Origin of the sequence: Actinoplanes derwentensis (assembly GCF_900104725.1) — a bacterium.
Lineage (GTDB): Bacteria > Actinomycetota > Actinomycetes > Mycobacteriales > Micromonosporaceae > Actinoplanes > Actinoplanes derwentensis.
In genome coordinates this window covers 5,349,395-5,367,545 of sequence record NZ_LT629758.1, presented here as the reverse complement: position 1 = coordinate 5,367,545, position 18,151 = coordinate 5,349,395, and the positions used below count along the sequence as shown (strand labels likewise).

At 71.5% G+C, this 18,151-nt stretch carries 15 protein-coding genes; 12 read left to right on the top strand and 3 right to left on the bottom strand.

Annotated elements, in window-relative coordinates; genetic code table 11:
* Positions 1-44 precede the first annotated feature (44 nt).
* A complete protein-coding gene (locus tag BLU81_RS23670) occupies positions 45-1,631 on the bottom strand; it encodes a serine/threonine-protein kinase (protein WP_092546670.1) in 1,587 nt (528 codons plus the stop codon).
* A gap of 307 nt (positions 1,632-1,938) precedes the next feature.
* Here BLU81_RS23670 and BLU81_RS23665 point away from each other — a divergent pair, with 307 nt between their 5' ends.
* From BLU81_RS23665 to BLU81_RS23615, 11 genes are all read left to right on the top strand, one after another.
* The gene (locus BLU81_RS23665) at positions 1,939-2,505 is read left to right on the top strand and encodes a TetR/AcrR family transcriptional regulator (RefSeq protein WP_092557544.1); all 567 of its coding nucleotides are present in this window, start codon (positions 1,939-1,941) and stop codon (positions 2,503-2,505) included.
* Between the two features lie 92 nt (positions 2,506-2,597).
* A complete protein-coding gene (locus BLU81_RS23660; protein ID WP_172890610.1) occupies positions 2,598-4,148 on the top strand; it encodes a PAS domain-containing sensor histidine kinase in 1,551 nt (516 codons plus the stop codon).
* A gap of 95 nt (positions 4,149-4,243) precedes the next feature.
* Positions 4,244-5,548 (top strand): hemolysin family protein, encoded by a 1,305-nt coding sequence (locus BLU81_RS23655; RefSeq protein ID WP_092557542.1) that lies wholly within the window; start codon positions 4,244-4,246, stop codon positions 5,546-5,548.
* A gap of 16 nt (positions 5,549-5,564) precedes the next feature.
* Positions 5,565-6,797, top strand: a complete 1,233-nt coding sequence (locus tag BLU81_RS23650; RefSeq protein WP_172890609.1) for an SLC13 family permease — start codon at positions 5,565-5,567, stop codon at positions 6,795-6,797.
* Positions 6,798-7,007: 210 nt separating this feature from the next.
* Positions 7,008-8,129, top strand: a complete 1,122-nt coding sequence (gene chrA, locus BLU81_RS23645; RefSeq protein ID WP_092546668.1) for a chromate efflux transporter — start codon at positions 7,008-7,010, stop codon at positions 8,127-8,129.
* Between the two features lie 134 nt (positions 8,130-8,263).
* Positions 8,264-10,678, top strand: a complete 2,415-nt coding sequence (locus BLU81_RS23640) for a DUF4118 domain-containing protein (RefSeq protein WP_231954810.1) — start codon at positions 8,264-8,266, stop codon at positions 10,676-10,678.
* A complete protein-coding gene (locus tag BLU81_RS23635) occupies positions 10,675-11,343 on the top strand; it encodes a response regulator (RefSeq protein ID WP_092546667.1) in 669 nt (222 codons plus the stop codon). Before BLU81_RS23640 ends, BLU81_RS23635 begins: the two co-directional genes overlap by 4 nt.
* A gap of 8 nt (positions 11,344-11,351) precedes the next feature.
* Entirely contained in the window at positions 11,352-12,308 is a 957-nt protein-coding gene (locus tag BLU81_RS23630; RefSeq protein WP_092557538.1) for a Ppx/GppA phosphatase family protein, read from the top strand.
* A 72-nt stretch (positions 12,309-12,380) separates the two neighbouring features.
* Complete coding sequence (locus BLU81_RS51625) at positions 12,381-13,913, top strand: methyl-accepting chemotaxis protein (protein WP_269460891.1); 1,533 nt, start codon at positions 12,381-12,383, stop codon at positions 13,911-13,913.
* A gap of 90 nt (positions 13,914-14,003) precedes the next feature.
* The gene (locus BLU81_RS23620) at positions 14,004-15,119 is read left to right on the top strand and encodes a WD40/YVTN/BNR-like repeat-containing protein (protein WP_092546665.1); all 1,116 of its coding nucleotides are present in this window, start codon (positions 14,004-14,006) and stop codon (positions 15,117-15,119) included.
* Complete coding sequence (locus tag BLU81_RS23615) at positions 15,116-15,412, top strand: MoaD/ThiS family protein (protein WP_092546664.1); 297 nt, start codon at positions 15,116-15,118, stop codon at positions 15,410-15,412. Before BLU81_RS23620 ends, BLU81_RS23615 begins: the two co-directional genes overlap by 4 nt.
* A gap of 107 nt (positions 15,413-15,519) precedes the next feature.
* Here the strand turns inward: BLU81_RS23615 and BLU81_RS23610 are convergent, their stop codons facing one another.
* Positions 15,520-16,455 (bottom strand): hypothetical protein, encoded by a 936-nt coding sequence (locus BLU81_RS23610; protein WP_092546663.1) that lies wholly within the window; start codon positions 16,453-16,455, stop codon positions 15,520-15,522.
* A 141-nt stretch (positions 16,456-16,596) separates the two neighbouring features.
* On the opposite strand from BLU81_RS23610, the gene BLU81_RS23605 reads away from it, so the two are divergent.
* On the top strand, positions 16,597-17,175 hold the full coding sequence (locus BLU81_RS23605) for a TetR/AcrR family transcriptional regulator (RefSeq protein ID WP_092546662.1): 579 nt from the start codon (positions 16,597-16,599) through the stop codon (positions 17,173-17,175).
* On the opposite strand, the gene BLU81_RS23600 is transcribed toward BLU81_RS23605, so the two are convergent.
* The gene (locus BLU81_RS23600) at positions 17,129-18,139 is read right to left on the bottom strand and encodes an SDR family NAD(P)-dependent oxidoreductase (protein WP_092546661.1); all 1,011 of its coding nucleotides are present in this window, start codon (positions 18,137-18,139) and stop codon (positions 17,129-17,131) included. The genes BLU81_RS23605 and BLU81_RS23600 overlap by 47 nt on opposite strands.
* Positions 18,140-18,151 lie beyond the last annotated feature (12 nt).

The following is an 18,151-nucleotide window of genomic DNA, read 5'->3' as shown; positions in this document are numbered from 1 at the left end:
GGTACGCGACCCCAGCCGCCCGTGCCATGCCGGGACGAGTGGGGTCAAGGGCCCGGGGTGAAGGAGGCCAGGACCACGGTGAAGCGATTCAGCTCGGTGGACCAGTCGTCGCGGGTGGTGCGCCACTCCAGGACGTAGCTGCGGGTGGCGGTGCCGATGATGCGCTGGACGGCGCGCATACCGGTGCCGTCTGGGTCCTGGAAGGTGTACTCCCAGACCGCCGACGCGGGTTCGGGCAGCGCCTCGATCCGGACCCGCTGGTAGCCGGTGAGGGAGGACGCCCGTTCGGCTGCGGCCAGGGTCGCGACCACATCGGACGGTGACTCGGCGAGAGGGGTGATGCCCATGGCCACCCGGGCCCGTGCGGCGGTGAAGGTCAGGCCGCCGGTCGGTGGGACGGGTCGCCGCCGCCAGCCGGACGGGACCGCTACCCGATAGCCGATCGGATCCGCCCACCAGGTGAAACCTTCCGGCAACGGAACCGGCGAAGAGGGCGACCGGGACGGGATCGGAGCCGGGACGGTGGTGGCCGGACCGGGCGCCCGAGGGGTGCCGGACTCCGCTGATCGGGTCATGCCCTCGGCCGTCGCCGCCACCGCGGTGAGCCCGACGGCGAGGGCGAACGCCGCGATGATGGCCGGGATCCGGCGACGGCGAGCCGCCGGGCGCGGCTCACGACGCCCCGGCGAAGAGGCGCCCGCGGAGGCGGGAAAGGGGGAGGTGTGGGCAGAAGACGCGCCGCTGAAGAAGGAGCCGCGTCTGCGGCGGGCGGGGGTGACGATGTCGCGGAGATGCTGTTCGACTTCGGCGGCGGTCAGCCGGTCGGCGGGGGAGCGGCGGAGCAGCCCGGCCAGCACGGGGGTGAGGGGACCGGCCCGGCGGGGCTGCGTGGGATGCGGGTCGGCCAGGGCGTGCAGGAGCTGGGCGGTGGTGGCGCGGAGGAGCGGTGGGCGGCCTTCGACGGCGTGGTAGAGGGTGGCGCCCAGGGACCACAGGTCGGACGCCTCGGTGGAGCTGTGGTCGAAGATGCGCTCGGGGGCGATCCATTTGGGGGAGCCGAGGACGATGCCGGCGTCGGCGAGGGTGCGGACGCCGCCGGGGGTGACGGCGGGCCCGAAATCGGTCAGGACGGCCTGCCCGTCGGCGGCGATCAGCACGTTGCCGGGTTTGACGTCGAGGTGCAGGATGCCGGTCGACCAGGCGGCCCGCAGTCCGGCGAGGACGGCCAGGCCGATGGCGGCGGCGCGGGCGGCCGGCAGCGGGCCGGACTCGTCGACGACCTGATGCAGGGTGCGCGACGGCAGGTGCTCCATGATGATCCACGGGCCGTCCCAGGAGGGCAGCACCGCGTGGGTGTGGATCACGTTCGGGTGGCGGACCCGGGCGGCGGCGGTGGCTTCCGGCAGGGACCAGTGGCGGACCAGCTCGTGCTGGCCGGACGGCAGGCCGGTCGGGATGGCGCAGTGCTTGAGGACGACGAACGCGGGCGGGATCTCACCGGCCGGGCTGTTGGTGGTGCCGATCCGGGTGGTCGTCTCGTCGGTGGCGAGCCAGATCCGGCTCATGCCGCCGGAGGCGAGCGGGCGGGCCAGCCGGTACCGCCCGGCGATCACCTCTCCCACCACAGCCATGCCGTAACCCCTGGTTCAAAGTGTGTTAACGCAGGTCAGGTGCATTCATGACGCTACTCGGCGACGGCCACCGGATGTCGAGTGAGATGACTCTGTGGAGTCGTCTGATTATCCACTGTGACCAGCGAGTCCACTGTCACCCATGTGTCACGCGGGCGGTCCGGAATTGCCTTTCCGCGCATCGCGGGTGATGGGACGAATCGGGCACTGTTGACGGCCGTACGAAGCCGATTCCGGAAATTTGAATATGGTGACATTCTCGTTACCGGCTAGTAACGTGACCCGTCGGTAGCAAGAGGGGGTGCAGGTGCTCTACGGAACCCCGATCGCACGTCGGCGCGACGCCCAGCGCAACCGCGCGGCCATCCTGGAAGCCGCGAGCGAGGTGCTGGCCGAGGGCGAGACCGTCGCCCTGATGCCGGAGATCGCCCGCCGCGCCGGCATCGGCCAGGCCACCCTCTACCGCCACTTCCCGGACCGGCTGGCCCTGACCGCCGCCGTGGTCACCTACCAGCTGGAGATCCTGGAGACCCGGGTGGCCGGGTACGCAGGCGACCCGGCCGGGTTCCGGGCCCTGCTGCGTGCGGTTCTGCACTCCCAGATCGAGCTGTGTGGACTGGTCAAGCTGGTGCGCCGGTTCGACGCCGGGCTCCAGGAGCGTTTCCGGCGCCGGGCGATCAACGCCTTCGCGGTCCCGCTGAGCCGGGCGATCGAACACGGTCACGTCCGCGCCGACCTGGTCCCCGAGGACCTGTCCCTGCTCTTCACCATGGTCCAGGGCGTGGCCGAGGCGACCGACGACGTCCGGGCCGCCCGCGCCGCCGCGGACCGCGCCGTCGACCTGGTGCTGGACGGCGTCTTCCGGCCCGCCTGACGGGGCCCGCCGACGGCGCGTCCTCAGGTCGCCCGTCGCGGTGCCGATCTGCCTGCCTGTCGGTGACCCGGGGGAATGGTGGTGAGTGCGCTGTGCGGCTTGACGAGATCAGCGTGATCGGTGTGCGGACCGGGGGACGGCCTGCCCGGCCGACCCGGGTGGAAGCCCTCGAAGCCAGCGAGACCCAGGCCGCCCTGCTCCGGCTGATCCCCGCCGCGGTCGTCGTGCGCCGCCTCGACGGCACCGTCCTGTGGTGGAACGAGGGCGCCCACGACCTGTACGGCTGGTCCGCCGACGCGGCTCTCGGCCGGCGTACCCACCGGCTGCTCAGCACCGCCTTCGAGGAGGGCTCGATCCTCACCCAGCAGGCCGATCTGGAGGCCGACGGGACCTGGGAGGGGCGGCTGCGGCACCTCACCGCGTCCGGCCGGACCGTCACCGTACTCAGCCGGCAGGTCGTCTATCGGCCGGTGCACGGCTCCGACGACGACATCGAGGTGCTGGAGGTCAACACCGACGTCACCGCGGTACGGGCCGCCGAGGTGTCGCTCGCCCTCAACGAGCAGCGGTTCCGGGCCCAGTTCACCCAGTCCGCGGTCGGCCAGGCGATCCGTGGCCTGGACGGTTCGCTGCTCGCGGTGAACAAGGCCTTCGCCCGGATCGTCGGCCGGCACCCCGAGGAACTGGTCGGCCGCCTGGTCGAACACGACCTGATGCACCCGGTCGACGCCCCGCGTGTGCACCAGCAGATCGCCGGGCTCTTCGCCGGGGACGCCGGCTACTACACCCACGAGGCCCGGATCCGGCACGCCGACGGCCACTGGGTCGACGTCGAGGCCACGGTCTCCCTGGTCCGTGACGCCGATGACCGCCCCGAGCACCTGATCGTGGTGGCCGTCGACATCTCCCAGCGCCGCCTCGCCGAACAGGCTCGCGACCAGGCGTCCGCGGCCCTCGCCGAGCGCAACACCGAGCTGGAGGAGGCCAACCGGCTCAAGCTCGACATCATCGGGATGCTCGGCCACGAGATCAGCAACCCGCTCGCCGCCATCCTCGGTCATGCCGACGAACTCGCCGAGGACCTGGAACCCGGTTCTCCGGCCGCCCTCGCCGCCGCCGTGATCGCCCGGCAGGCGCGGCGCCTCGACGAGATCGTCGGCGAGGTCCTCGCCATGGTCAGCATCGACGCCGGGAACTTCCGCGCGGCCCGCCGCCCGGTGCCGCTGCGGGCCGCTCTCACCAAGGCCCTGGAGAGTTTCAGCGACCGGGTGGTGCCGGTCCTCGGTCCCGACGTCGCCATTCTGTTCAACCCCGGCCACCTGCAGCAGGCGGTGGTCAACCTGCTCTCCAACGCGGCCAAGTACGCCGGCGGCGCCACCGCGATCAGTGTCGTACCGGCGGGCGACCGGGTCCTCATCCGGGTCGAGGACCATGGCCCCGGCGTACCCGGCGAATTCCGGTCCCGGCTCTTCGACCGCCTGAGCCGCGCCGACCGGGACGCGGGCTCGGTCCGCGGCACCGGCCTCGGCCTCTACATCGTGCGCAGCCTGGCCCGCGCCAACCACGGCGAGGTACGGCACGAGCCGCACCCCACCGGCGGCTCGGTCTTCATCCTCGAGTGCGAGACGGCATCGGAGGGTTAGTAGCACACGAATGGCGGGCATAGGCCCGGATCGTCCTGGGGATGTTCCCAGCGAGGTTCGGTAGCCTGGAGCCTCGTCTCTTCGTGAAGGAGTTGATGTCCGCCGTGGGCGGATACGGCTGGCAAGTCGTCCTGGTCGTGGTGCTGGTGCTGCTCAACGCGGCGTTCTCAGGCAGTGAGATGGCGCTCATCTCACTGCGGGAGAGCCAGTTGCAGCGTCTCGAACGGCAGTCGCGCACCGGACGGACCCTCGCCAAGTTGGCGCGGGACCCGAACCGGTTTCTCGCCACCATTCAGATCGGCATCACCCTGGCGGGTTTCCTCGCCTCGGCTGCCGCAGCGGTCTCCCTGGCGAAACCGCTGATCGAACCCTTGAGCTTCCTCGGCACCGCCGCGGAGCCCGCCTCGATCGTCCTGGTCACCATCGTGCTGACCTTCTTCACCCTGGTCGTCGGTGAGCTGGCCCCGAAACGGATCGCCATGCAGCGCGCCGAAGGCTGGGCCCTGCTGGTCGCCCGGCCGCTCGACATCCTGGGCACGCTGTCCCGCCCGGTCATCTGGCTGCTCGGCAAAGCCACCGACGGGGTGGTCCGGCTGGCCGGCGGCGACCCGAACGCGGGCCGGGAGGAGGTCTCCACCGAGGAGATCCGCGACATGGTCGCCGCCCAGCAGGACTTCACCGCCGAGCAACGGGAGATCATCTCCGGCGCCTTCGAGATCGCCGACCGGATCCTGCGCGAGATCCTGGTCCCCCGTCGTGACGTGCTCGTCCTGCCCGCCGACCTGTCCGCCGCCGAGGGCCTGGCCCGGCTGGTCAAGGGCGGTCACTCGCGGGCTCCGGTGACCGGCCCGATGGGGCTGGACGACGTGCTCGGCGTCGTCCACCTGCGGGACCTGATCACCGCCGACGGCCTGGTCCGCGATCACATGTTCGAGCCGCTGTTCCTGCCGGAGACCCTCAAGGTCTCCGACGCGATGCGCCAGCTCCGGACCCAGCGCCAGCAGTTCTCGCTGGTCGTCGACGAGCGCGGTGCCATCGACGGCATCGTGACGATGGAGGACCTGGTCGAGGAGATCGTCGGCGAGATCTACGACGAGACCGACCGGGACGTGCAGTCGGTCATCCGGGAGGAGGACGGGGCCATGCTGCTGCCCGGCACGTTCCCGATCCACGACCTGCCGGACATCGGCGTCGACATCGAGGAGATCGACGCCGGCGACTACACCACGGTCGCGGGCCTGGTCCTGGCCCGGCTCGGCCACATCCCGACGGTCCCCGGCGAGACTGTCGCCATCGACGGGCACACCGGTGAGGTCGTCGAGATCACCGGCCGGGCGATCACCAAACTGCGGTTGCGCAAGGTGACCCCGGAGCCCGCCGAGGACGACGACGGCGACTGACCTCTAAGCTGCGCCGGTGCTTCTGATCATGGCGTTGGCGCTGCTCGCGGCGGTGCTTGCTTTCGCGGTGGCGCGGCCCCGTGGCCTTCCCGAGGCCACGGCGGCCGTGCCCGCCGCGCTGGCTGCCGTGGCCCTCGGCCTGGTGACCCCGGCCGGAGCGTGGACCGAGGTGCGCGAACTGGCGCCGACGGTGGCGTTCCTGGCCGCGATCCTGGTCCTGGCGCACACGGCCGAGAAACACGGCGTCTTCGAGTACATGGGCGCCCTGGTGGCCCGATCCGGCCGGGGCCGCCCGCGCCGTCTGCTCGGTGCCGTCTTCGCCGCGGCCGCCCTGACCACCGCGGTCCTCAGCCTCGACGCCACGGTGGTCCTGCTGACCCCGGTCGTCTTCGCGGTCGCCGCCCGAGCCGGAGTCGGCCACCGCCCGCACGCCTACGCCTGCAACCACCTGGCCAACTCGGCGTCGCTGCTGCTGCCGGTCTCCAACTTGACGAACCTGCTCGCCTTCGCCGCCAGCGGCCTGACCTTCGCCGGTTTCGCCGCCCTGATGGCCGCCCCGTGGCTGGCCGTGATCGCCGTCGAATACCTGGTGTTCCGGCTCTTCTTCGCCCGTGACCTGGCCGAACCAGCGACCGCCGACCCCGGCGAACCCGGCCCGCCACCCCGTTACGCGCTGTCGATCCTGGCGGTGACCCTGATCGGTTTCGCCGCCCTGCAGCCGTTCGGCGTCGAGCCCGCCCTGGTGGCCGCGGCCGGAGCGCTGGCCCTGGCCGTACCGCTGCTCCGCGCCCGGACCCTGCGCCCCCGCGACCTGATCATCGAGACCAACCCGGCGTTCTGCGCCTTCGTCCTGGCCTTGGGCGTGGTGGTCCTGGCGGTCCGTGACAACGGCCTCGGCACCTGGATCGACGCCTGGGTCCCCCAGCACACCGACCTGCTGAGCCTGCTCGGTGCCGCGACCTTGGCCGCGATCCTGGCGAACGTCCTCAACAACCTCCCGGCCACCCTGGTCCTGCTCCCGGCGGTAGCCGACAAACCGGGCCTGCTGCTGGCCGTCCTGATCGGCGTGAACGTAGGCCCCAACCTCACCTACGCTGGCTCGCTGGCCACCCTGCTGTGGCGCCGCATCCTGCACGCCCGCGACGCGGCCCCCCGAACCGCCGACTTCCTCAAACTGGGCGCCGCCACCGTCCCGTTGACCCTGGTGGCAGGCGTGACAGCCCTCTGGGCCGGACTACACCTGGCCTGAACCCCTTATCTCGTACGATCAGCCCCTCCTCGTAGATCCAGGACGAACCCGTGAGTCCGCGCGACCGCGGCCCGCCACCGGGCCGCCGCGCGACCGCCGGGCGGGGCAGCCGCAAACGGGCACGCGGTCCCGTCACCGGACTCAGCGAATCCAGCAGATACGCGTCCGCGCAGCCCGGCGTTCATCTCCGGCCGCTACGTTCGGCGGATCATGACGGAGACCGGGCGGGTTCGCGAGGTGGCGTGGGTGTTCCTGCGTCTCGGCACGATCGCGTTCGGCGGCCCGGTCGCACACATCGCGATGATGCGGGACGAGGTGGTCCGGCGCCGCGGCTGGATCACCGATGAACGGTTCGCCGACCTGATGGGTGCCACCAACCTCATCCCCGGCCCGAACTCCACCGAACTCGCCGTTCACCTCGGCCACGACCGCGCCCGCTGGCGGGGCCTGCTCACCGCCGGGATCTGTTTCATCCTGCCGGCCGCGCTGATCGTCACCGGGCTCGCCGCGGCCTATGTCCGGTTCGGGGAGACGCCCGCGGCCGAGGGGCTGCTCTACGGGATCGTCCCCGCCGTCGTGGCGATCATCGTGCACGCTCTCACCGGCCTGCTGCGAGCGGTGCTCAAGACGGTGTGGCTCGGAGCCCTGGCCGCCACCGCCCTGGCCGCGTACCTGGCGGGCGTCGACGAGCTGCTGATCCTGGCGGCCGGGGCGGCGCTGCCGGCCGTGGTGCGCCTGGCCCGCCGGGCGCCGCGTGGCTCGTTCCCGGTGCTGGCGCTCCCGATGACCGACGGCGCCGGTGACCTCGGGCAGCTGTTCCTCACCATGCTCAAGATCGGCTCGGTGCTCTACGGCAGCGGGTACGTGCTGCTGGCCTTCCTGCGCGGCGACTTCGTGGACCGCCTGCACTGGATCACCGAACAGCAGTTGCTCGACGCGATCTCGATCGGCCAGGTCACTCCGGGCCCGGTCTTCACCACCGCCACCTTCATCGGATACGTGGTGGCCGGCCTCCCCGGGGCGTTCCTGGCCACCGTGGCGATCTTTCTGCCGTCGTTCCTGTTCGTGGGCCTGCTCACCCGCCTGACCGGCCGTCTGCGAGCCTCACCCTGGACGTCGGTGATGCTGGACGGCGTCAACGCGACATCGTTGGCCCTGATGGCCGGCGTCGGTGTCCAGCTGGCCCGGACCGCTGTCGTCGATCCGCTGACCGCGGCGATCACGGTCGGCACACTGGTGGCGATGTGGCGGACCCGGTGGAACAGCGCCTGGTTCATCGGCGCCGGCGCGCTGATCGGACTCGGTCACACCGCGCTCGGCGGGTACTGGTGAGTGACCGAGGGCACGTCGTCAAGATCGCGTTAACGCGCTTGCCGGGGTTCAGGCGGCGAGGTTGAGTGGGGGCTGTGCAGGGGGAATTGCGGATCTATCTGGGGGCTGCTCCGGGCGTCGGTAAGACGTACGCCATGTTGGAGGAGGCGCACCGCCGGGCCGAGCGGGGCACCGACGTCGTCGTCGCTCTGGTGGAGACGCACGGGCGCAAGCACACCGCCGCCATGATCGGTGAGCTGGAGACGGTGCCGCGGCGGGAGATGACGTACCGGGGCAGCGGGTTCACCGAGATGGACCTGGACGCGGTGCTGGCCCGTAAACCCGAGGTGGCGGTGGTCGACGAGCTGGCGCACACCAACGTGCCGGGCAGCCGGCACGAGAAACGCCACCAGGACGTGCGGGCCCTGCTGGACGCCGGGATCAGCGTGCTGACCACGGTGAACGTGCAGCATCTGGAGTCGCTGAACGACGTGGTCGCCGGCATCACCGGGGTGGAACAGCGGGAGACCGTGCCGGACGCCGTGGTGCGCGCCGCCGAGCAGGTCGAGCTGGTCGACATGACTCCGGAGGCGCTGCGGCGGCGGATGGCGCACGGCAACGTCTACCCGCCGGAGAAGATCGATGCGGCGCTGGGCAACTGGTTCCGGACCGGCAACCTGACCGCCCTGCGCGAGCTGGCCCTGTTGTGGCTGGCCGACCGGGTCGACGAGGAACTGGGCCGGTACCGCGCCGACCACGGCATCGACGCGACCTGGGAGACCCGGGAACGGGTGGTGGTGGCGCTGGCCGGCGGGCCGGAAGGGGAGACCCTGATCCGCCGGGCGTCCCGGATCGCGGCCCGCAGCGGGAGCGCCGACGTGCTGGCCGTGCACGTGACCCGCAGCGACGGCCTGGCCGGGTCGGATCCGGCGGTGCTGGCCCGGCAGCGGGTGCTGGTGGAGAGCCTGGGCGGCAGTTACCACCAGGTGTCGGGGGCGGATGTGCCGCGGGCGCTGCTGGAGTTCGCCCGCGGGGTGAACGCCACCCAGATCGTGCTGGGGGTCTCCAGCCGGGGCCGGTTCGAGCAACTGTTCAGTGCCGGGGTCGGGGTGACGACCACGATCCTGTCCGGCAGCATCGACGTGCACCTGGTCACCCACGAGCGGGCCGGTCGGGCCGGTCGTCCGGGCCGGGTGCCGCCGGCGTTGTCGCGGGGCCGCCGGATCGCCGGGTTCGGGGTGGCGCTGACCGGGTTGCCGCTGCTCACCGGGGTGCTGCTGGCCCTGCCCGACCCGCCGCTGATCAACGACATCCTGCTGTTCCTGGTCTCGGTGGTGGGGGTGGCACTGATCGGCGGGCTGTGGCCGGCACTGGTCGCGGCGGTTCTCGGGTCGATGCTGCTGAACTGGTTCTTCACCCCGCCGTACGGTGCGTTCGCGATCGCTCGCGAGGAGAACCTGCTGGCCCTGGGCATCTTCGTGGTGGTGGCGGTGTCGGTGAGCTGGGTGGTGGACAAGGCCGCCCGGACCACCCGGCAGGCGGCGGAGGCGTCCGCCGAGGCGCAGACCCTGGCCACGGTCGCCGGTGGGGTGTTGCGCGGGCAACGGCCCCTGCTCGCGTTGCTGGACCGGCTGCGGGAGACGTTCGGCCTGGACTCGGTGGCGCTGCTGGAGAACGGGACGACGGTCGCCGAGGTGGGGGTGCCGAACCTGCGGCCGGCCGACGCGCACATGACGGTGCACGCCGGCGAGACGGAGACGGTGCTGCTCTCCGGTCGTACGCTCGAAGCCTCTGATCGAAGGGTGGTGGAGGCGTTCGCCGCGCAGGCCGCTGTCGCGTTGCGGCAGGAGCGGCTGGCGGCCGAGGCGGCCACCGCGAAACCGCTGGCCGAGGCGAACCGGATGCGGACCGCGCTGCTCGCCGCGGTGAGCCACGATCTGCGGACACCATTGGCTTCGGCGAAGGCCGCGGTCGCCAGCCTGCGCAGCCCGGACGTACAGTTCGACGACGAGGACCGGGTGGAGTTGCTGGCCACCGCCGACGAGTCCCTGGACAAGCTGAGCCGGCTGGTGGCGAACCTGCTCGACATGAGCCGCCTGCAGACCGGCGCGCTGGGCGTGACCGCGATCGAGATGGGCGCCGAGGACGTCGTACCGATGGCTCTGGAAGATCTCGGGCCGCAGGCCCGGCAGGTGGCGCTGCGGGTCCCGGACGACCTGCCGCTGCTGCGCGCCGATCCGGGCCTGCTGGAACGGGTCCTGGTCAACCTGATCGGCAACGCACTTCGCTACAGTCCGCCGGACCGCCCGCCGATGATCACCGGCAGCAGTCACGGGGAGGTGGTCGAGCTGCGTGTGATCGATCACGGTCCGGGGATCCCGGCGGATCGATGGGACGATGTGTTCCTGCCGTTCCAGCGGCTCGGCGACCGCGACAACCACACCGGGGTGGGTCTGGGCCTGGCCCTGTCGCGCGGTCTGACCGAGGCGATGGGCGGCACGCTCACTCCCGACGAGACTCCCGGAGGCGGCCTCACCATGATCCTCGCGCTGCCGGTGGCCGTGCCGTGACCCGGATCCTCGTCGTCGACGACGACGCCCAGATCACCCGTGCGCTGCGGATCAACCTCAAGGCCCGCGGGTACGAGGTGGACACCGCCCCGGACGGCGCGAGTGCCCTGCACACCGCCGCCCACACCCATCCCGACCTGGTCGTGCTCGATCTGGGCCTGCCCGACATGGAGGGTGCCGAGGTGATCGCCGGCCTGCGCGGCTGGACCGCGGTGCCGATCATCGTGCTCTCCGGCCGGGCCGACAGCGCCGACAAGGTGGCCGCCCTGGACGCGGGCGCCGACGACTACGTGACGAAACCGTTCGGGGTCGACGAACTGCTGGCCCGGATCCGGGCGGTCACCCGCCGGGGCCGGCCCGCCGACCAGGAGAACCCGGTCGTGATGATCGGCTCGTTCGAGGTGGACCTGGCCGAGCACTCGATCAGTGACGGCGTCCGGCTCACCCCGACCGAATGGCAGCTGCTGGAACACCTGCTGCGCCATCCCGGAAAACTGATCACCCAGAAGGAGCTGTTGCACGACGTGTGGGGCCCGCAGTACCAGACCGAGACCAATTACCTGCGGCAGTACATGGCCCGGTTGCGCCGCAAGCTGGAGACCGATCCGGCCCGGCCGCGGCATCTGCTGACCGAGCCCGGCATGGGTTACCGGTTCCGGCCGTGACCGATCCGATCCGCCTGGGAGTCCTGGACGTGGGCTCCAACACAGTCAACCTGGTGGTCGCCGAGGCCGACTCGGGACTGCCGCTGCCGGTACACGCCTGGGAGCAGCGGCCCCGGCTCGCGCACCGGCTGCCGGCCGACGGCACGATCGGCCCGGACGCCCTGGACCGCATGATCGTCTCGGTGCGGGAGGCGGCGGCCGAAGCCCACCGGGCCGGAGTGAACCGGATGTTCGCCTACACCACGGCGGTGGTCCGGGACGCCCCCAACCGCGACGCGGTCCTCGCGCAGGTGCGCAAGGCCACCGGGGTGCGCCTGGGCACGATCACCGGAGTCGAGGACGCCCGGCTCACCTTCCTGGCGGCGCGCCGCTGGCTGGGCTGGCAGGCCGGCCCGATGCTGATGGTCGACATCGGCGGCGGCTGCCTGGAGGTGGCGTTCGGCCGGGACCGGCTGCCCGAGTCGGCGATGTCGCTGCCGCTGGGCGCCGGGCGGCTGACCCGGGAGTTCCTCGACTCCGACCCGCCGTCACCACGGGCGGTGCGCCGGCTGAGCAGGTACGTGCGGGAGCGGTTCGGCGAGGTCGCGGCCCGGACGTCGTGGGAGGAACCGCACACGTCGGTGGCCGCCTCGAAGACCTTCCAGCAGCTCGCCCGCCTGACCGGGGCACCGCCACAGCGCCTCGGCCCGTTCGTACCGCGAACTGTCGAAGCTCGTGCTCTGCGCCCGTGGATCAAGAGGCTGGCGGTGATGCCCAGCCCGCATCGGGCCCGGCTCAAAGGCGTCTCCCCGCACCGGGCCCGGCAGATCCTGGCCGGGGCGATCGTCGCGTACGAGGTGATGCGCCGCCTCGGCATCAGCTCGCTGCGGATCTGCCCGTGGGGGCTGCGCGAGGGCATCCTGCTGCGGGAACTGGAGTCCCGGCAGCCGCCGCTGGCCGATGCCGCCTGGGTGCCTTGGGCATAACCGCTGCAATACGTCTCGTATGGGCCGAAGATGGGACTGCGGGTTCCCGGTGCCGGTGTAGGAGGCGAAAACGTGCGGTTGTTCGGTTCCCGGGCAGCGAGCCCGGAGACGGTGCGCCCCATCCCACGGGACGTGGAGGCGCTGGAGGAACTGGTCCGCAAGCTGGACGCCGGCGCCGGCGACGAGGACGGCGCCTGGCGGATCACGGTGGAGAGCACGGTCGGGTTCTACAAATTCGGGTACGGCGCGGTCTGGGTCCTGGACAACGCCGGCCGGCTGCAGGTGCGGCACGAGTGCGGTCCGCTGGTGGCACAGATCCAGGCGGCGGGCCGCAACGACCCGGGCGAGCTGGTGAACCGGGCGCTCCGGAGCCGGGTGCCGGTCTTCGACGAGGACCCGGAGGCCGTCAACGGCTGCCGGCGGTGGCAGGCGGCAGCCCGGTCCGGGATGATCGCCGCGGCGGTGCTTCCGGTGCTCAAGGGTAGCGAGGTGACCGGGGTCCTGGAGTACTACTCGCCGACCCTGTTCTACGCCGACGAGGCCCGCAAGGAGAAGTTCGCGGCCATCGTCCGGATGGGCGAGCGGGCCCGGACCAGCGCGATCGCCGCCGCCGAACTGCGCCAGGTGGCCAATGACCGGGAAGCGGTGACCACCGTCGTCACCCGGCTCGGGCAGGCCTCGGACAGTCAGACCACGATCAAGGCCGCGCTGGACGCGGTGCGCACCGCGTTCGGCTGGGCGTACGGCTCGTTCTGGGCGATCGACCCGGAGCTGCACGTGCTGAAGTTCCAGGTCGAATCGGGTTCGGCCGGTGACGAGTTCCGCCGGGTCACCCTCGCTGCCACGTTCGCCGAGGGGGTCGGTCTCTCCGGCCGTGCCTGGCGGGCCCGGGACCTGGTCTTCGTCCGTGACCTGGCGGAACTGACCGACTGCGTCCGGGCTCCGGCGGCCCAGCGGGCCGGGGTGCGGTCCGGCGTCTGCTTCCCGATCATGAGCGGGGACCGGGTGGCCGGCACGATGGACTTCTTCACCACCGAGTACATCGACCTGTCCGAGTCGCGGGCCGCCGCGCTGCGCAACGTGCAGCAGCTGGTGTCGCAGCGCCTCGACGTGGTCCGCGGCACCGAACGGGCCGCCGGTAACGCCCGGGACCTGCTGGACACCGTCGACCGGCTGCGCAACGCCAGCCAGGACGCGACCTCGGTGGCCGAGCAGGCGGTGACCCGCGCGTCGGCGATGACCGCCGAGGTGGCGGCCCTGGGCCAGGCGTCCAACGCGATCGGCGACGTCATCAAGATCATTTCCTCGATCGCCGAGCAGACCAACCTGCTCGCGCTCAACGCCACCATCGAGGCGGCCCGGGCCGGTGAGTCCGGCAAGGGCTTCGCGGTGGTCGCCGGTGAGGTCAAGGAGCTGGCCCGGGAGACCGCCGAGGCCACCCAGAAGGTCGCCGACCAGATCGCCGGCATCCAGGCCAGCGCGGAGACCGTCGCCAACGGCATCCACACCACCAGCGAGACGATCGGCAAGATGGACGCGGTCCAGGCGCGGATGAACGACGTACTGGCCGAGCAGGCCGAGATGGCCCGCGCCTTGCAGGGTTGACCTCTTCCGGTCGAACATTCGTCCTAGAGCCCCTAGAGTGACCTGGAGCACAGCATCATGCGTCCATAGTGTCTACGAGGGGAGCGGAACATGAGCGGTGTTCGATTGCTGGTCGGTACCCGGAAAGGCCTGTTCGTCCTGACCTCGGACGGCCGGCGCGCGGACTGGACGGTGGACGGCCCGCACTTCGCCGGCTGGGAGATCTACCACGCCAACGGCTCACCGGTGGACCCGAACCGGATCTACGTGTCGCAGTCCGGCGGCTGGTTCGGCCAGGTGATCCAGCGCTCCGACGACGGCGGGGCCACCTGGGCGCAGGTCGACCACGACTTCGCCTACGCCGGGGACGTCGGCGACCACCTCTGGTACGACGGCACTCCGCGCCCGTGGGAGTTCAAACGCATCTGGCACCTGGAACCGTCGCGGACCGAGGCCGACGTGGTCTACGCGGGCGGTGAGGACGCCGCCCTCTACAAGAGCACCGACGGCGGCCACAAATGGGTGGAACTGACCGGGCTGCGGACCCACACGTCCGCACCGCTCTGGCAGCCCGGTGCCGGTGGCCTGTGCCTGCACACGATCCTGCTGGACCCGGTGGACCCGGACCGGATGTTCGTGGCGATCTCGGCCGCCGGAGTGTTCCGCACCGACGACGGCGGGGCCACCTGGCAGCCGGTCAACCACGGCCTGCAGAGCGAGGGCATCCCCGACCCGGACGCCGACGTCGGCCACTGCGTGCACCGGCTCGCCATGCACCCGACCCGGCCGGACACCCTCTTCATGCAGAAACACTGGGACGTCATGCGCACCGACGACGCCGGAGCCAACTGGCGGGAGATCAGCGGAAACCTGCCGACCGACTTCGGCTTCCCGATTGCGGTGCACGCGCACGAACCGGAGACGATCTACGTCGTGCCGATCACCAGTGACCAACTGCACTACGTGATGGACGGGAAGTTGCGGGTCTACCGCAGCCGCACCGGCGGCGACGAGTGGGAGGCGCTCACCACCGGACTGCCGCAGGAGCACTGCTACGTCAACGTGCTGCGCGACGCGATGGCGGTGGACACCCTCGACGAGTGCGGGATCTACTTCGGCACCAGCGCCGGGCAGGTCTACGGGTCGGCCGACAGCGGGGACACCTGGAACACCCTGGTCCGTGACCTGCCGCCGGTGCTGTCGGTGGAAGTACAGGTGCTGCCGTGATCCGGGTGATCCTCCCGCCGCACCTGCGCACTCTCGCGAAGGTGACCGGGGAGGTTCAGGTCGAGGTGCCGGGGGAGGTGACCCAGCGGCACGTCCTCGACGCCGTCGAACAGCGGTTCCCGATGCTCCTCGGCACCATGCGGGACCGGGGGACCGGGAAACGGCGGGCTCTGGTGCGTTTCTTCGCCTGCGAGGAGGACCTCTCCAACGAGCCGCCCGACGCGCCGCTGCCGGACCGGGTCGCGGCGGGCGAGGAGCCGTTCCTGGTGGTCGGGGCGATGGCCGGAGGCTGAGACGCCGTCGGTTCCTTTCGCCCGCGGTTGGGGCGCTGTCGACCGGCCGTCGGTGGCTGGGACGGAGGCGGCCGGGCACCGGCCCGGCCGCCATCGTCCGTCCGGTCTCAGGAGCAGGGACCGCAGGGGCCCACCTGGCGCACCGGCAGCACCAGCACCGGTACCTGCTGGATCGCCGGCTGAATCACCGGCTGGCCGGTGATCGGCTGGTCGGTGATCGGCTGGTCCGCGGTGGCGGGCGGCGGTGCGTCGCCCGGGCCCGGATCGGTCACGTCCACCGGTTCCTCGGCCGTGATCGTCACCTTGTCGTGCTTCTTGTTGTGCTTCTTGTTCGCCTTCGCGGGCTTGGCCGGCTTCACCGGTTCCGCGTTCGCGGGCTCGACGGCGGACGGCGCGGCACCGGTTCCCGGCAGAGCGCCCGTGCCCGGCAGCGCGCCCGTTCCCGGCAGCGCGCCTGTACCCGGCAGCGCGCCCGTGCCCGGCAGGGCACCGGTTCCCGCGGGATCGCCTGCTCCCGGCAGCGCGCCCGTGCCCGGCAGGGCACCGGCTCCCGGTGCGGGCTGCTGCGGTGCCGAGGCCACCGGCGGCGCGATGTCGCCGCTGCCCGGCCGGAAGTCGCCGCTGCCCGGCACGAAGTCGCCGCCCGGCACGAAGTCGCCGCCCGGACCGAAGTCGTCGAATCCCGGCCGGAAGCCGCTGCCCGGGCCGAAGCCGCTACCCGGACCGAAGTCGTCGAATCCCGGACCGAAGTCGTCGAAACCGGGCTCGAAGTAGTCGAAGCCGGGACGGATCATCACCGGCCGCTCGATGATCAGCGCGTAGGGGCTCACGAACCGCGCCGGCCGGTAGTCACAGTCGTAGTCGTCGTCCCACAGCACCAGCGACGAGGCGTAGGAGTTGCAGTCGTTCAGCGAGCCGTAGTAGCCGAGCAGCCGGCCGGGCGGGATCCAGTCCGGTCCGGCGAGGGCGGGCCCGGCGCCGAACGTGGCTCCGATCACCAGCCCGGCGCAGGCGGTGAGGAGTCCTTGTGCGGTTTTTCTCATGTCAGACCTTCCGGGACGAATGCCGTGTCCCGGATAGCTGAGCACGACGTCCAGAGGGCCGGGTGAGGTTCGCGAGAATTGCCCGATCCGGGGCGACTCCGCCCATGTGGGTGCGAAGGGCAGCCGCCTACGATCAGAAGCATGGCCAGGCGTACGGGTGAGGCGACCCGTGAGGAGATTCGTGCCGCAGCGTCCCGTCTGTTCCGGGAGCGAGGTTTTGCACGAACCTCGGTTCGGGACATCGCCGCCCAGGCGGTGACGAACCCGGCACTGGTGATCCGCTACTTCGGCACCAAGGAGCTGCTGTTCCTCGACACCATGCGGTTCACCATCGACGACGAGCCGCTGCTCGACGTGCCCCTGGAGGAGTTCGGTGAGCGGTTCGTCGAGGTGCTGCTCGCCGACGACGACATCCGCGGGGTCTATCTGGCTCTGCTCCGGGGCAGCAACGAGCCGGAGATCCGGGCCCGGCTGCAGCGCATCCACGAGCAGACGTTCGTCGGTCCGGTGCGGGCCCGGCTCACCGGCCCGAGCGCCGACGTGCGGGCCTCGCTGGCGGCCGCGGTGGTCGGCGGTCTGCTCTACTCGCTCTGGGTGGTCGAGGACGAGAGCCTGGTGACCGCCGACCGGGACGACCTGATCGCCCGTTACGGCGCGCTGCTCCAGCAGGCCCTTACTGAACCGACCAGCCACCGTCGGACGGCAGCACCACCCCGTTGAGGTTCACCCCGTCGTCACTGAGCAGGAAGGTGATCGACGCGGCCAGGTGCTCGGCCAGTGCCACTCCCGGGATGAGCTGCAGGAACGGGCCGGTGCGGGAGCGGCCGAACTCGGACTGGCTGACCGGGACCATGCCGGTGGCGACCCCGCCGGGCGCGACCGCGTTGGTCCGGATGCCCTGGTGCCCGTACATGAAAGCGGTGTTCTTGGTGATGCCGATGACCGCGTGTTTGGAGGCGGTGTAGGCGACCCCGGCCGCGTTGCCGCGCAGCGCCGCCTCGGAGGCGATGTTGACGATCGAGCCGCGCCCGGCGGCCAGCATCACCGGGACGACCGCGCGGGTCAGCCGGAAGACACCGTCGACGTTGACCGCGAACAGCTTCGCCCAGATCGCGTCGGAGGTCTCGTGCACCGGGCTGAAGTCGTCGACCACGCCGGCGACGTTGGCCAGCCCGTCGATCCGGTCACCGGCGGCGGCCACGATCCGGTCGATGTCGTCGGCCTTGGTGATGTCGGCGGCCACCGCCGTGAACGCCGCGCCCAGGGCGGCCTCGGTCTCCTTGAGCTTGCCGTCGGTGATGTCGACACCGATGACCCGGCCGCCCTCGCGGACGATGCGGGCGGCGGTGGCCCGGCCGATGCCGGAGGCCGCGCCGGTGACGATCACGGTCTTGCCGTCGAACCGGCCCGGTGTGATCCGCTCCCGCCAGGCGCCGCCCTCGGTGTCCTCCTCGGGTGCCACTCCGCCGTTGACCCGCAGGACCAGGTCGTCGACGACGGATTGCGGCATGGTGCCCTGGCTCAGCTCGACCATCTGCTGCAGCGGCAGGCCGCGGATCGGGGCGAGCGCCGCCGGGTCCGTGCCGCCGGCGGCGAGCAGTCCGCCCAGGGCCGGTCCGCCCTCCGGGTGGTCGAGCCATTCACCGATGGTGCTGGCGGCGGTCAGCGGCCTGGAGTTCGTCATGGGGAGGGTCCC

Excerpts from the sequence above, each read along its gene's own strand:
- BLU81_RS23670 (WP_092546670.1), bottom strand. The coding sequence starts at position 1,631 with ATGGCTGTGGTGGGAGAGGTGATCGCCGGGCGGTACCGGCTGGCCCGC.
- BLU81_RS23655 (WP_092557542.1), top strand. The coding sequence starts at position 4,244 with ATGTCCGCCGTGGGCGGATACGGCTGGCAAGTCGTCCTGGTCGTGGTG.
- chrA (WP_092546668.1), top strand. The coding sequence starts at position 7,008 with ATGACGGAGACCGGGCGGGTTCGCGAGGTGGCGTGGGTGTTCCTGCGT.
- BLU81_RS23640 (WP_231954810.1), top strand. The coding sequence starts at position 8,264 with ATGTTGGAGGAGGCGCACCGCCGGGCCGAGCGGGGCACCGACGTCGTC.
- BLU81_RS23620 (WP_092546665.1), top strand. The coding sequence starts at position 14,004 with ATGAGCGGTGTTCGATTGCTGGTCGGTACCCGGAAAGGCCTGTTCGTC.
- BLU81_RS23610 (WP_092546663.1), bottom strand. The coding sequence starts at position 16,455 with ATGAGAAAAACCGCACAAGGACTCCTCACCGCCTGCGCCGGGCTGGTG.
- BLU81_RS23605 (WP_092546662.1), top strand. The coding sequence starts at position 16,597 with ATGGCCAGGCGTACGGGTGAGGCGACCCGTGAGGAGATTCGTGCCGCA.
- BLU81_RS23600 (WP_092546661.1), bottom strand. The coding sequence starts at position 18,139 with ATGACGAACTCCAGGCCGCTGACCGCCGCCAGCACCATCGGTGAATGG.